9 protein-coding genes are annotated in these 14,765 nt (G+C 60.3%); 6 read left to right on the top strand and 3 right to left on the bottom strand.

Going from position 1 to position 14,765, the window contains the following annotated elements:
• Positions 1-11 precede the first annotated feature (11 nt).
• The 4 genes from K3136_RS00580 (at position 12) to K3136_RS00565 (ending at position 4,927) form a co-directional block, all read left to right on the top strand.
• Complete coding sequence (locus K3136_RS00580) at positions 12-1,349, top strand: methyl-accepting chemotaxis protein (protein ID WP_221431000.1); 1,338 nt, start codon at positions 12-14, stop codon at positions 1,347-1,349.
• A gap of 37 nt (positions 1,350-1,386) precedes the next feature.
• Positions 1,387-2,229: a hypothetical protein gene (locus K3136_RS00575; RefSeq protein WP_221430999.1), complete on the top strand. Its 843-nt coding sequence runs from the start codon at positions 1,387-1,389 to the stop codon at positions 2,227-2,229.
• Between the two features lie 378 nt (positions 2,230-2,607).
• Entirely contained in the window at positions 2,608-3,831 is a 1,224-nt protein-coding gene (locus K3136_RS00570) for an adenine-specific methyltransferase EcoRI family protein (protein ID WP_221430998.1), read from the top strand.
• A complete protein-coding gene (locus K3136_RS00565) occupies positions 3,821-4,927 on the top strand; it encodes a GmrSD restriction endonuclease domain-containing protein (RefSeq protein ID WP_221430997.1) in 1,107 nt (368 codons plus the stop codon). The genes K3136_RS00570 and K3136_RS00565 overlap by 11 nt, the downstream gene beginning before the upstream one ends.
• A 164-nt stretch (positions 4,928-5,091) precedes the next feature.
• On the opposite strand, the gene lepA is transcribed toward K3136_RS00565, so the two are convergent.
• From lepA to K3136_RS00550, 3 genes are all read right to left on the bottom strand, one after another.
• Positions 5,092-6,909, bottom strand: a complete 1,818-nt coding sequence (lepA, locus tag K3136_RS00560) for a translation elongation factor 4 (protein WP_221430996.1) — start codon at positions 6,907-6,909, stop codon at positions 5,092-5,094.
• 55 nt (positions 6,910-6,964) lie between these two features.
• A complete protein-coding gene (locus tag K3136_RS00555; RefSeq protein WP_247711383.1) occupies positions 6,965-9,106 on the bottom strand; it encodes a putative bifunctional diguanylate cyclase/phosphodiesterase in 2,142 nt (713 codons plus the stop codon).
• 179 nt (positions 9,107-9,285) lie between these two features.
• Positions 9,286-11,499 carry a putative bifunctional diguanylate cyclase/phosphodiesterase gene (locus K3136_RS00550; protein ID WP_247711382.1) on the bottom strand — a complete coding sequence of 738 codons (2,214 nt, stop codon included), beginning with the start codon at positions 11,497-11,499 and terminating at the stop codon, positions 9,286-9,288.
• Positions 11,500-11,677: 178 nt separating this feature from the next.
• Here K3136_RS00550 and K3136_RS00545 point away from each other — a divergent pair, with 178 nt between their 5' ends.
• On the top strand, positions 11,678-12,985 hold the full coding sequence (locus K3136_RS00545; protein ID WP_221430994.1) for an FAD-dependent oxidoreductase: 1,308 nt from the start codon (positions 11,678-11,680) through the stop codon (positions 12,983-12,985).
• 70 nt (positions 12,986-13,055) lie between these two features.
• Positions 13,056-14,744 carry a PHA/PHB synthase family protein gene (locus tag K3136_RS00540; RefSeq protein WP_221430993.1) on the top strand — a complete coding sequence of 563 codons (1,689 nt, stop codon included), beginning with the start codon at positions 13,056-13,058 and terminating at the stop codon, positions 14,742-14,744.
• Positions 14,745-14,765 lie beyond the last annotated feature (21 nt).

Genomic DNA, 14,765 nt, shown 5'->3' with positions numbered 1-14,765 from the left:
GCTCTGGCCGCATGGCTGCGAATACTGGCAAGAACCGTATCGAAGTGAACGGTCGTCTCGACGCTTTCGGGATCGGTCAGGCCGAGCAGGAATTGCTCGCACGGATCGGCGAAGAGATCGTCGGCGAGGTCGACTGGATTCTCGAGCCGCTCAAGCCCGCCCTGCTGGACATGCGCGACAGCAACCAGCTTTCCGCCAGCTGCGACATCGAAGGCACCTGCGCGACTTTCCGCGAATGGACGGTGAACCGCCTCACGCAGCCGGTCGACGAAATGTGGATGAAAGCCGCTTCCACCGTGGGCAACTGGACGCATGAGAACGATGCCGTGCCCTATCGCGTGGTGGCCGTGCTCCACCACGTTTTCTCGCGAGCATCTGAACTTGCCAGCGCACATGCTGCCGACAAGGAAGACCGCGAGGCGCGCATGCTCGTCCTCGGCGCGACCGACCGGATGACGGTCGAACTCATGGTGGCCCGCCTCAACCGCATCACCCGGAATATCGAGGAAACGCGCCGCGCAGAGATCGCCGCGCAGTTCCAGTCCTCCATCGCCGAACTCGTCGCACAGACGACCCGCCGCTCCGCCGCTATCGGCAAGCTCGCCAGCCGCGCCAAGACCGCCACGCAGGGTCTCGTCGACAACGCCGTCGAGATCGCCGCCGCCGCCGAACAGTCGGCGCAGGTCATGGGCAATGCCGCACGCGAAAGCGGCGACCTCGTCCAGAGCATCGAGAACGTGCGCGGTTCGGTCGGCGAGATCAGCCGCGCAAGCCGCGATGCCGCCGGACAGGCCCAGCACGCCAGCGAAGTCATCGACGCGCTGGGCAAGGACACCCGCGAAGTCGCCCACGTGGTCGACGTTATCCGCGAAGTCGCCGACCTCACCCGCATGCTCGCCCTCAACGCCACCATCGAGGCCGCCCACGCAGGCGATGCCGGCCGGGGGTTCGCCGTGGTGGCAGATGAAGTCAAAGCCCTCGCCCGCCAGACCGAAAGCGCGACCGACGACATCGTTCGCCGCATCGCCGAGATCCGGGCCTCGGGCGACCGCACGATCAAGGCCAACCGCTCGATCACCGATCACATCGGCGCCGTCAGCTCCTCGAGTGACGCCTTCGAGCGCACGATGCAGGAACAGACCGGCCAGGTCACCACGATCGCCAGCATGATCGACGAAACCGCCATGACCGCCCGCGCGATGGCCGACACGGTCAACGTCATCAAGAGCAATGCCGAGGCCGTGGATGAACAGGCGAGCCTCGTCGACAAGGCCTTCGGCAACGTCAACGAACACCTCATCGACCTCGACAAGGCCGTAGCCAACTTCCTCCGCGACATCGCGGCCTGACTTTCCTACTCGCGCCCGTTCTGCTCCACCCTCGCGGATGGACGACGACGCACCCGACACCGCCCGCACCCCGAAACACCTTGGCACCCTGCCCGCCTTTACCCCCGTTCCGCGCCTCAGAGACCGCAGCAACGGGTGGAAGCCCCACGTCCAGCAAGCCTTTATCGAGGCGCTGGCCGATACCGGCAGCGTCGCTTCTGCCTGCCGCGCGGTGAACCGCTCCACCCACGGTGCCTACCAACTGCGCCGCCAACCGGGCGCGGAGGAATTCGCCGCCGCCTGGGAAGCCGCGCTCGATTTCGGGATGCGCCGGATCGAGGACGTGGCCATGGACCGCGCATTGAACGGGGTGGAGGTGCCCGTGTACTCCTACGGCCAGCTCGTCGGCACGCGCATATCCTATAACGACCGCCTGCTGATGTTCATGCTGAGGAACCGCGCGCCCGAGCGGTTCGCAGAAGGGCGCGCAAAGGGCCTGAACGCGGTCGGCACGATGGAGCTGGAGCGCAAGAAGAAGGAATGGCGTAAGGAATGGGAGGCAGAGCGCAATAGCGTCTCGGTCGCCGATATCCGCGCCAGCATCGACCGCAAGGTGGAGGCGCTGCGCCAGAAGATCCTCGAACGCGAACGCCGCCAAAGCCCCCGCGTGAAGCGCCTGCGCGAGGAACTGGAGCAAGCCGTGGAAGCCGACCGCGCAGCAGGCTATTGCCCCGAACGCGACCCGGAGCATGAACTTTATGATCCCCATCACGGCACACGAGGGCGCGTGGGGCCGAGCTTGCCCCTTCTCACGTCAAGTAAGGGCGAGAGCGAGGTTGAGGAGGACAGCGAGGAGGAGAACCCCCGCTGGCGGTCGATCAAGGATGAGGGGTGGGATTGAGCGCAGGCGCCTAGCGCCGGAGCTTGCGCATCAAGCGACTAGCTAGAAGCCGGTGCGCGCAGCGCATCGCGAAGTTCGGCCGGCGGGTCCGCGCCGCGGAACCAATTCGACGTCACTTAACGCATGAAGCGATTGCACAAGCAATCGCGGAACGGCGCGTGGCGGTGCGGCTGTGACCGAGCTTGCGGTGAATGCCCTGTTCGCTGCTTAGCGCTCACATGGGGAAGAGTAATCGCGAATATCGCTAGATATGTTGACCGTCAAAAACTTACCCGACCTAAGCACTAAATGGATGCACGCTGCGAATCTATCCAAATCGGATGAGCGTTGGGTTTTCCCATGGACCGACCGGCGAGAGATCGCTAAGGCGAACAGATCGTGTACAAGAAACTGGAAGATATTAATATGGCCGGATCGTCTGCCATTAGCCGGACTGGAAATAAAGCCCTAGCCAATGCAAAAACTGCAAAACAGGATGAGTTTTACACTCAGTTATCCGATATTGAAAACGAACTGCGCCATTACCGCGAAAAGTTCCGTGACAAAGTAGTCCTCTGCAATTGTGATGATCCTTACGAAAGCAATTTCTTCCGTTACTTCGCGCTTAATTTTAACGCACTCGGCCTCAACAAGTTAATCGCGACTTGCTATGACGGGTCGAGCGTTGCGGGAGGGAGGTTGCCGCTCCTCGATATTGAGGGGCTAAAGCCTGAGGGCAAGCAACCTTATGCCGTTGAGATCACCAATGTACCTGACATCAATGGGGACGGCGCAATTGACCTCTCTGATGTCGAGCAACTGCTCAAGAGCGATGGTAATGTCTGCCGCACATTGAAAGGCGATGCCGAATATGGTGCCGGAGATTTTCGAAGCACTGAATGCGTCGCTTATCTGGAACAAGCCGATATCGTTGTCACAAACCCGCCTTTTTCGCTCTTTCGCGAATATATTAAGTTATTAGTAGCGCATAATAAGAGATTTGTAATTTTGGGAAATCAAAACGCGGTCACAACTAAAGAGATTTTTGAACTTATTTATCGCGGCGAAATTTGGCTCGGCAGCAATAATGGCGACATGTCATTTCAGGTTCCTCCAGATTACCCTCCAAAAGAAACACGCTATTGGGTTGACGATAAAGGACAGAAATGGCGTAGTTTTGGAACAATGTGCTGGGTGACAAATCTTGATTTGCGAAAACGTCACGAGAAATTGCCCCTATTTAAGAAATACAACGAGGATGACTACCCAAAATACGATAATTTTGATGCAATTGAAGTTTCTGCCTTCAAAAACATACCCTGCGACTACAATGGCGTAATGGGGGTCCCACTCGGATTTTTGGCGAAACACAACCCTGACCAATTTGAGATTGTCGGAATCACGAAAACCTGGTTTGGCCTCGCATCGAAGAAATATCCAACACAAGTCCAAGTAAGCGCGAGCGGAAAAACGTCGAACGTAAAGAAACTTAACGATGGCGCTGCAATCAAAATAGGGAAAACACCAGTAAAAAAAACCTACTATAGAGTTGAAAATGAAGTCTTTATCCAGACATATCCTCGCATTTTGATTCGCAAACGGACAGAGACCAATGAAAATTGAGCCGAAAAGGGTAAAGGTATCTGACCTCGTTGAGGGCTTCGCCGACGACGGCGAGGAAGGCGCGACTGGGTTTGGTGGAAAGCTCAATATCCGTCCCGCTTATCAACGTGAGTTTGTTTATGGGCCGAAGGAACGCAACGCAGTCATCGATACGGTTCGCAAAAGCTTTCCACTTAATACCATGTACTGGGCCGTAGCGGGTGAGGGCTATGAATTGATGGACGGGCAGCAACGCACGATTAGCCTGTGCCAATACGTGAATGGCGAGTTTTCAATCGAGATTGACGGCAACCCATTTTCGTTTCTCAACCTACCGAAGGAACGCCAGCAGCAAATTCTCGATTACGAGTTGTCGATCTATGTGTGCGACGGAGGCGACGACGACAAGCTCGATTGGTTTAAGGTAATTAATATCGCGGGCAAGCCATTGAGTCCTCAGGAATTGCGCAATGCCATTTATACTGGCCCGTGGCTCGCCGACGCCAAACGCTGGTTCTCACGAAGAAATCCGCCCGCAGTCCAAGATGGGCGAGACAAGCTGATATCAGCAGATCCGAATCGGCAAGAAGTTTTAGAAACCGCGCTCGATTGGCTTTCTGGCGGAAAGATCGAGAATTACATGGACATCCATCGTTCGGATGCTGATGCGCAGGAACTGTGGGATTATTGGCAGGCGGTTTTTGATTGGGTGAAGCGTGTATTTCCTAATCAAGACAGCGCGCGGGCTCGACTTATGAAGGGCTTGCCTTGGGGGCGCTTCTACAATGAGCATAAGGACGACAAACTAAACGCCGCCGAGCTTGAAAAGCTTATTGCTGCACTTATCGATGACGACGAGGTCGAAAGCAAAAAAGGCATTTACGCCTACCTGCTGACCGGTAACCCAAAAACGTTGAACCTGCGCGCCTTTGACGAAAAGACGAAGCATGCGGTCTATGCGCGACAAAAGGGCATCTGCCCGGCTTGTAAGAAGCATTTTGAGTTTCATGAAATGGAGGCTGATCACCGCATCCCATGGCACAAGGGAGGAAAGACGACGCCGGAAAACTGCGACATGCTTTGCATGCCGGACAATCGCTCTAAGAGTGGAAAATAGCTGTTACGCGCCGCCACGCGGCATTCCGCGATTGTTGGCACAATCGCTCCATGCGGCGCGTGACGTCAGACGGGTTCCGCTGCGCGGCCCCGCTGGCCGGAGTTTCAGCCTCTCGCTTCTACCTTGCCGTCTGCTCCGCAAACAACTGCGCTCGGCGCGGGGCTTCACTCCTCACCCATCCGCAGCGCAGCAATAAACGCCTCTTGCGGAATGCTCACGTTCCCGTACTCGCGCATCCTTGCCTTGCCCTTCTTCTGCTTTTCCAGCAGCTTTTTCTTGCGGGTGATGTCGCCGCCGTAGCATTTGGCGGTGACATCCTTGCGCAAGGCGGCGATGGTTTCGCGGGCGATGATCTTGCCGCCGATCGCGGCCTGGATCGGGATCTTGAACAAATGGCGCGGGATGAGGTCTTTCAGGCGCTCGCACATGCCGCGGCCGCGCTCTTCCGCCACACTGCGGTGGACGATCAGCGATAGCGCATCGACCGGCTCGTTATTGACCATGATGTTCATCTTTACCAGATCGCCTTCGCGCAGGCCGATCTGCTCGTAATCGAAGCTGGCGTAGCCGCGGCTGATGCTCTTCAAGCGGTCATAGAAGTCGAACACCACTTCGTTCAGCGGCAGCTCGTAGCTCACCTGCGCGCGGCCGCCGACATAGGTCAGGTCGGTCTGGATGCCGCGGCGGTCCTGGCACAGCTTGAGGATGGAGCCGAGGTATTCGTCGGGCGTGTAGATCACCGCCTTGATCCACGGTTCCTCGATCATGTCGATGCGATTCACGTCCGGCCAGTCGGCGGGGTTGTGGATGTCGATGACCTTGGCGTCTTCCGTCTTCGTGTGGGCGAGGTGGACGCGGTAGACCACGGAGGGGGCCGTGGTGATGAGGTCGAGGTCGTATTCGCGGGAGAGGCGTTCCTGGATGATCTCCAGGTGCAGCAGGCCGAGGAAGCCGGCGCGGAAGCCGAAGCCCAGCGCGGCGCTGCTTTCCATCTCGTAGCTGAAGCTGGCGTCGTTGAGGCGCAGCTTGCCGATGCTTTCGCGCAGTTTCTCGAAATCCGCGGCGTCGACCGGGAAGAGGCCGCAGAAGACCACGGGCTGGACTTCCTTGTAGCCGGCCAGCGCCTTTTCCGCCCCGCCCTTCACCGTGGTGATGGTGTCGCCGACGCGGGCCTGTTCGACTTCCTTGATCTGCGCGGTGATGAAGCCGATCTCGCCGGGGCCGAGCTCGGGCAGGTCGGTGCGCTTGGGGGTGAAGCAGCCGACGCGGTCGATCAGGTGCTGCGTGCCGCCCTGCATGAACTTGACGTTGAGGCCCTTCTTGATGACCCCGTCCATCACGCGCACGAGGATGACGACGCCGAGGTAGGGGTCGTACCATGAATCGACGAGCATGGCCTTGAGCGGTGCCTCGCGGTCGCCGGTGGGGGCGGGAATGCGCTGCACGAGGGCTTCGAGGGTTTCCTCGATGCCGATGCCGGATTTGGCGGATGTGAGGACGGCGTCGGAGGCGTCGAGGCCGATGATGTCCTCGATCTCCGCCTTTACCTTGTCGGGTTCGGCGGCGGGAAGGTCGATCTTGTTGATCACGGGGACGATCTCGTGATCGTGCTCGATCGACTGGTAGACATTGGCCAGCGTCTGGGCTTCGACGCCCTGCGCCGCGTCGACGACCAGCAGCGCGCCTTCGCAAGCGGCTAGGCTGCGGGAGACTTCATAGGCGAAGTCGACATGGCCGGGCGTGTCCATGAGGTTCAGCTCATAGGTCTCGCCATCCTTGGCGGTGTAATTGAGGCGCACGGTCTGCGCCTTGATGGTGATGCCGCGCTCCTTCTCGATGTCCATGTTGTCAAGGACCTGCTCGGACATCTCGCGATCGGTCAGCCCGCCGCAGAACTGGATCAACCGGTCGGCCAGCGTGGACTTGCCGTGGTCGATATGCGCGATAATCGAAAAGTTACGGATCTTGGAAAGGTCGGTCATTGCGACCGCCCTTTAGCCGTGCGTTTGCGCCCTGTCAGCAGCAAAGCGCGTGTGTTCAGCCTTCTTGCGGACCGCCGCCCTGCTGGGGGGCATTCGACGACAGTTTGAACTGCGCATAGCTGCCCGGTGCTGCCTCGGGCGCCTGACTGTACTTGCCCGGCGGAAGCGCGGTGAGCGGCGCACCGGCAGCGGCCAGTTCGTAGGGGCTGACACGGTGGCGTGTGCATAGCCCCCCTGCCCCATCGTCCACCAGTTCCTGTTCGAATTCGACGCCCTGCGTATCGTCCATCGTGCGGCGCACGGTGCAGACGGCCAGCTGGCCCTGACCGAAGTCGAGCACGAATTGCGTTCCGACGGGCACGTCCTCGAGGCCCTGGATCATGGCACCCGAGCGAGAGAGGTTGCGCAGCGTCACGTCGTAATAGTGATCTTCGTGGATCAGGCCGATCTTGCGGAAAACCGTGCGGCGGCTTGCGCGCTGGCTGCCCTGGTCGGTCGGCTCCAACGTCCAGTCGCCGCTGGCGATGTCTTCGAGGACTGCCTCGTGGCTGATCGCTTCGGAGAAAACGTAGCCCTGGACATGGCTCACGCCGATCTTCTTCAGTTCGGCCATCAGGTCCATCGCATGGACGCCGTTGGCAACCGTCTCCATGCCCATGGCGCCGGCAAGTGCGACCACTGCGCGGACCAGTTCCATGTCACCGAGATCATTGCCCATGACGGGCTCGAAGAAGTTCGCCCCGATCTTGAGCGAGTTGAACGGTGCGCGGCGCAGATAGCTGAGTGACGAAAGCCCCGTGCCGTACTGGTCGAGCGTCAGGCGAACGCCGAGCTTGAACAGGGCGCCGAGGGCCGCATCGACCTTGCTGGCATCGCCGAGCAGGACGGATTCGTTCAGTTCCAGGTCGAGGCGCGCCGGGTCCATACCGGTTTCCTCGAGCACGCTCTCGACCATCTCGACGAAGCCGTTGGCCTCGAACTGGACCGGAGAGATGTTCATCGACAGGCGCAGGCTTTCGGGCCAGTCCCTGGCCTGCTCGCACGCCTTGCGCAGGGCCCATTCGCCGATGGGAATGATCAGGCGGCTGCCCTCTGCCACCGGAAGGAAGGTTTCCGGCTGCACGCGGCCCCGATCTTCGTCTTCCCAGCAGAACTGCGCTTCGAGCGCGACGACCCGGTTGGATTCGAGCGAAACGCATGGCTGGTATTCAAGCTTGAAGTCACCCGCCTCGATAGCCTGGGCGAGGTCTTCTTCCATGCGCTTGCGAAGGTTCGCCTCGTGTTCGAGGTCGGCAGCATAGAAGCGGAACTGGCCGCGGCCACCGTTCTTCGAGGCGTAAAGAGCCAGGTCGGCAGCACGCGTCAGGTCTTCGCGTTCAAGGCCGTCATAAGGCGCAATCGCAACACCGACCGAACATCCGATGGAACAGCGCCCCTCTTCGACCGAATAGGGTTGCGAGAGCATCTGGATGATCTTTTTCGCAATCTCGCCCAGCTCGCCGCGGTCATCCATGTCGGGAATGAGTATCTGGAATTCGTCACCGCCGAGGCGACCGATCTCGCCGCGACCCGCGACGACCGAATTCAGGCGTTCGGCGACCTGCTGCAGAAGCTGGTCGCCAGCCGCATGGCCGAGCGTGTCGTTGACCTGCTTGAACCGGTCGAGGTCGAGCATCATCAGCGCAGCTGCGCGCTTGGCGCTGCGGAAGGTCTGCAGCGTGGAATCGATCCGCTGCTCCATCCGGTGACGATTGGCGAGGCCGGTCAGGGAATCGAACTTGGCGAGGCGGCTTGCTTCTTCCTCGGCACGAAACTCTTCGGTGACGTCGCTGGCGGTGCCGCGGAAGCCGAGGAAGTCACCCGCCTTGTCATACATCGGGCGGCCCGAAAGACGCACCACGAGGTCCGAGGTGCTGTCACCGGTTTCAACCGTTAGGCCGGAAAAGCTCTTTCGCGTGCCGAGCTTGAGGCCCAGCGAACGCGCGTCTCCATCACCTGCCACGGGTGCAAAGACGTGCTGGAAAGGAATTTCGAAGGCATTGGCAGCCTGACGGCCCATCGCCTCGAAGATGGCGGGGCTGAGATAAGTAAGCACGCCCTTGGCATCGGTCGCCCAGAAACAGGCGACACCCGAGCTTTCGAGCTGTTCGACAATGGCCAGCTTCTCGTCACCCGAAAACTGGGGTGCAAGAGGCATGTCTCCATCCGGTCCATGCGAGGAATCGGACGTTTTTCGGCCTTTGAAGAATTCGGTGAAGGGCATGGCCCCCATGTTCGCTAGACCTCGTCAAAGCCAGTTTGGTTCACCTGACCTAGCGAGAAATGGTTATTTTTAGACTAACGCGGCGCCTTTTCGGGCACTTGGCGGAGGCACTATCAGGGCTTCACGACCTTCGCTTCGGCGAATGCCGGGATGGAGCGGCCGCCGCTGTCGCCGGTAAGCATGCCATAGGCGTCCTGCGGCAGCGCCGTAAGCGGCCTCCCGGCGGCCTCGATCGCATATGGCGAGACGCGGTGGCGCGTACAAAAGCCATCGGCACCGTCGCTGATAAGCGGGGTTTCGAACTCGACTCCCTGCGTCTGCTTTGACGAGCGGCGAACGATTGCGACCGCAAGCTGGCCGGAGCCGAAGTCGAGCACGAAATGCGTGCCGACCGGGACGTCGAGCAGACCTTCGATACGCGCGCCTGTCTTGGAAATATTGCGCAATACGACCTGGTACCGGTGATCGTCGTGGATCGCTCCGATTGTCCGGAAGACCGTCTTGCGTTCCGAACGCGAACGTTCCGGACCGCGCGGCTCGTATTTGAGATCGCCCTTGGAGAGGCTTTCGATGGCCTCCTCGTGTGGGATCGGGCGCGAGAAAAGGTAGCCCTGGATATGCGTCGCGCCGCGCGCGGTCACGAGCTTGAGCTCGTCCTTCGTCTCGACGCCTTCGCAGACGGTTTCCATGCCCAGCGCATCGGCAAGGCCCACGATCGCGCTCATGATCGCGGCATTGTTGTTGTCCGGATCGGTGGCGCCGCGCACAAAGCTCTGGTCGATCTTGATCTTGTCGAACGGCGCGTGCTGCAAATAGCTGAGCGACGAATAACCCGTCCCGAAATCGTCCAGCGCCAGCCGAACGCCAAGCTCTTTCAGTTCGAGGAAGGTCTTCTGGGTTTGCGCGGCATCGCCGATGAAGACGCTTTCGGTAATCTCGAGCTCCAGCCGTTCGGGCTTGAGCTTCGATGCCTGCAGCGCGCTCTTGACCTGGTCGACGAAACCGTCCTGCACAAACTGCGTGGCCGAAACATTGATGGCGACGCGAAGATCGACCGGCCATTCGACGGCCTGCATGCAAGCCTTGCGCAGCGCCCATTCACCGATCTGGTTGATGATGCCGAGATCTTCGGCAACTGCGATGAATTCCTCGGGCGAAACGAAACCGCGTTCCGGATGCTCCCAGCGGATCAGCGATTCAAAGGCAGCAACGTTGTAAGTGTCCGATTTGACGATCGGCTGGTAATACATCGACAACTCGTCGCGATCGAGCGCATCGCGCAGGTCTTCCTCGAGCAGGCGGCGCAATTTGGCGCCTTCCTCGAGGTCACTGGAATAGAAGCGATACTGGCCGCGCCCCCCGCCCTTCGCGGCATAGAGCGCAAGGTCGGCCGCCTTTACGAGATCGTCGGATTCGAGCCCGTCGTAAGGTGCGATCGCAATGCCCAGCGAAACGCCGATAATCGCGCGCGAACCATTGATCGAATAGGGCTGTGCCAGCATCTGGATCACACGGGCGGCGATATCGCCAAGCTCGCCGCGGTCGTCGATGTCGGGCAGGATCACCTGGAATTCGTCACCGCCGAGACGGCCGATTTCACCCCGGTGTTCGAGAATGGCGTTGAGACGGGCAGCAACCTGCTTGAGCAGTTCGTCCCCCGCCGGATGGCCGAGCGTATCGTTGACCTGCTTGAAGCGGTCGAGGTCGAGCATCAGGAGCGCGCAAACGCGTTTCGAGCTGCGATAGGCCTTGAGCTTGGCAGTCAGCTCTTTCTTCATGCGGTGGCGGTTCGAAAGGCCGGTCAGCGAGTCATATTGGGACAGCCTTTCGGCGTCCTTCTGCGATTCCCGGCTGATCGTGACGTCCTTTGCACTGCCGCGGTAGCCAGTGAACTGGTTGCGATCGTCGAACTGGGGCTTACCGGCAATCTCCCACCATACCTCTTGATCGGGAAGCGCAAGGCGGACTTGGAGCTGCGAGATCGAATTGCGCGCGGCAAGGTAGAAGGTGAGAGGCCTGTCCTGTTTTTCCGCCTTCTCGTCACGGGTCATGCGGCAAGGGACGAAGAGGTCGGTCAGCGGCTTGCCCAGCGTCTCGCCCACGTCGAGGCCAAGCTTGTCGATGGCGTTCTGCGAAAGATAGATAAGCCGACCTTGTGCGTCGGTAGCCCAGAACCAGCCGAGGCCCGCGTTCTCGAAACTGTCGAGCAATTCCACGCGGCGTTCGTGGTCGGTTGGCAAGATCGGGACGAGCGGCGCTTCGCGCTTGAGTTCGCCGTCGCGTGCGGAGCGTGCACCCCTGTTGAAGAAACCGCCCATCGCTCCCATTCGACCCGTCCTGCAAACCCCTACTATGATCGCACGCCTTTTGACGTCTGCGGACCGTCTAGGGGCAAACCCTTACCAAACGCATAACCATAGCTTTACAGCATCGAAGCGGGTCACGGAGCTTGCCTCGCACAGCGGGTCGCTGCATTGTGCACCCGAGAGTGGGGAGACGCCATCAATGCGCCATATCGCAATCGTGGGATCGGGACCGGCCGGCTACTACACGGCCGAGGCTGCGGCAAAGCACTGGGGCGATGATGTAAGGGTCGATGTGTTCGATACCCTGCCCGTGCCATATGGACTGATCCGTACCGGCGTTGCGCCCGATCACCAGTCAATCAAGAAGGTCTCGATGCGGTATGAGAAGACCGCGCTCACCGATAACGTGCGATTTGTCGGGAATGTCGAGATCGGTAGGGACATTTCGGTCGGTGACCTGCAGGAACTCTACGACGCCGTGATCTTCGCGACCGGCGCACCGCATGACCGGCAGCTCGGGCTCGACGGAGAAGAGCTTGGCAACGTCATCGGCAGTGCCGCCTTTGTCGGCTGGTATAACGGGCATCCGCAATTTGCCTCGCTCGCGCCAGACCTGAGCGGAAAGCATGCGGTGGTCGTGGGAATGGGTAATGTCGCGCTGGATGTCGCACGTATCCTCTCCAAGACCGAGGCCGAGTTCGCCGGGTCGGACATCGTGAGCCATGCACTCGACGCCCTCAAGAACTCCAATATCGAGACCATCACCATCCTCGGCCGGCGCGGCCCGCACCAGATCATGATGACGCCCAAGGAACTGGGCGAGCTCATGCATCTCGAGCGTGCAAGCCCGCAGGTCGAGAAGGACGACCTGCCGCCCGAAGGGGACGATGCGATCCTCGAACCGGGCCTGCGCAAATCGGTGACCCTGCTGCGCGATTTCGCGGCCATCCCCGAAAGCATCCACGGTGAGACGCCGATCACGATCGGGTTCGATTTCTTCGCCAATCCCAAGGCGTTCCTCGGCGATGACGGCAAGGTAAAGGCGGTCGAGGTCGAGCGCACGACCATCGAGAAAGGCCGCGCCATCGGCACCGGCGAGACTTACGAAATTCCCGCCGACATCGTTATCACCTGCATCGGCTATCGATCTTCGCCGATCGAAGGCGTGCCTTTCGACGAGCGCGCCGGACGCTTCGCCAATGACGAGGGCCGCATCCTGCCCGGCCTCTATTGCGTCGGATGGGCCAAGCGCGGTCCGACCGGCACGATCGGCACCAACCGCCCCGATGGCTATGGCGTGATCGATCTCGTCGCGCAGGACATCGGCAACGGCTCGCGAAAGCGGGGCCGTGACGGCTTCGATGAACTGGCAGAGCAGCGCGGCCTCGACATCGTCACCTTCCGCGACTGGCAGAAGATCGAGGAGGCGGAAGCCGCCGCCGCACGCGATGGCTCGCCAAGAGAGAAATTCGTCGATATCGAAAGCATGATTGCCGCAAGAAACTGACACGGAACGGCTGGGTCGCACCGCCCGTTGATTTGAAACAAAACAGATCAAACAAGGACAAGCCTGCCAAATGCCCAAGCTCGAAGATGAAGCCGCCCAGCACACCAGCGCTCTTGGCCCCCTGATCGGCCTGACCCGGGAGGATATCTTCGGCGCAGTTGCCGTCATGCTCCGCGAGACCGCATCCGATCCGCAGCGCCTGATGAAGCACAGCCAGGCGATGGGCGAGGACATGATCAAGATCATGACCGGCAAGAGCGACCTTGCGCCCGACCCCAAGGACCGCCGGTTCCAGGACCCGACCTGGCAGTACAATCCCTTCATGCGCGCCGGGATGCAGTATTACCTCGCCGTGCAGAAAGGCGCCTCGCGCTGGCTGGAAGACCTCGAGCTCGACGAGCTGGAAAAGGACCGCGCGCGGTTCATCTCGAACATCATCATCGACAGCCTCGCGCCGACCAATACGCTGGTGGGTAACCCCAGCGCGCAGAAGATGGCCATCACCAGCGGCGGCCTCTCGCTCGTGAAGGGCCTCAAGAACGCCTATGACGACATGGTCAACAACAAGGGCATGGTCAGCCAGGTCGACAAGAAGCCCTTCAAGCTGGGCGAGAATATCGCGACCTCGAAGGGCGACGTCGTCCTGCGCACCGAAATGATGGAGCTGGTGCATTACGCCCCCACGACCGACGAGGTCTACGAGGTCCCGCAGCTCACCATCCCGCCGCAGATCAACAAGATGTACATCAACGACCTCTCGCCGGAGAAGTCGGTGGTGAAATACCAGCTCGACAACGGTATCCAGACCTTCGTCATCAGCTGGAAGAACCCGACCAAGGAACAGGGCAGCTGGGACATGGCCGACTATGTCCGCTCCTGCCGCGAGGCGATGGAGGCTGTCAGCAAGATTACCGGCAGCAAGAAGGTCAATGTCTCGGCCGGCTGTTCGGGCGGCCAGACCGCCTCGATGCTGGCGAGCAAGATGGCCGCAGACGGCGACGACTTGCTCGGCACGCTCACGCTGATGGTCTGCGTGCTGCACCCCAAGCAGAACGACATCGAGGCAGGATCGCTGGTGAGCGAGAACGGTCTCGAACTGGCCCGCCGCCGCGCGTCCAAGAAGGGCGTCATCAAGGGGGACGATCTTGCCCGCGGCTTTGCATGGCTGCGCCCGAACGACCTCATCTGGAACTACGTCATCAACAATTACCTGCTCGGGCAAGACCCGCCGGCATTCGACGTATTGTTCTGGAATGCCGATGCGACCAATCTTTCTGGCGCGCTCATGGGCGACTTCCTGACCGTATTCGAGACGCTCGCCTTCACCAAGCAGGGCGAGGTCGAAATGGTCGACCACAAGATCGACCTGTCGAAGGTGACCAGCGACCTCTTCATCCTCGGCGGCGTGACCGACCATATCACCCCGTGGAAGGCGACCTATCGCTCCACCCGCCTCTTCGGATCGAAGGACATCACCTACGTCCTGTCGCATTCCGGGCACATGCAGGCGATTCTGAACCCTCCAGGTAACCCCAAGGCAAAATATTACATCCAGAAGGACCCGAAGAAGAAGCTGCCCGAGACCGCCGACCAATGGCTCGAGGGCACCGAAGAAGTCGCGGGCTCCTGGTGGCCTTACTGGATGAACTGGGTGCAGGAACGCTCGGGCGACAAGAAGAAGGCTCCGGCAAAAACGGGGAACAAGGCATACCAGCCTCTGGACCCCGCCCCGGGACTGTACGTTATGGAAGCCTGCTAAGGGCCATTCGGGACAAATCGC

The organism is Qipengyuania gelatinilytica (assembly GCF_019711315.1).
GTDB lineage: Bacteria > Pseudomonadota > Alphaproteobacteria > Sphingomonadales > Sphingomonadaceae > Qipengyuania > Qipengyuania gelatinilytica.
This window is presented reverse-complemented; position numbering and strand designations above follow the sequence as displayed.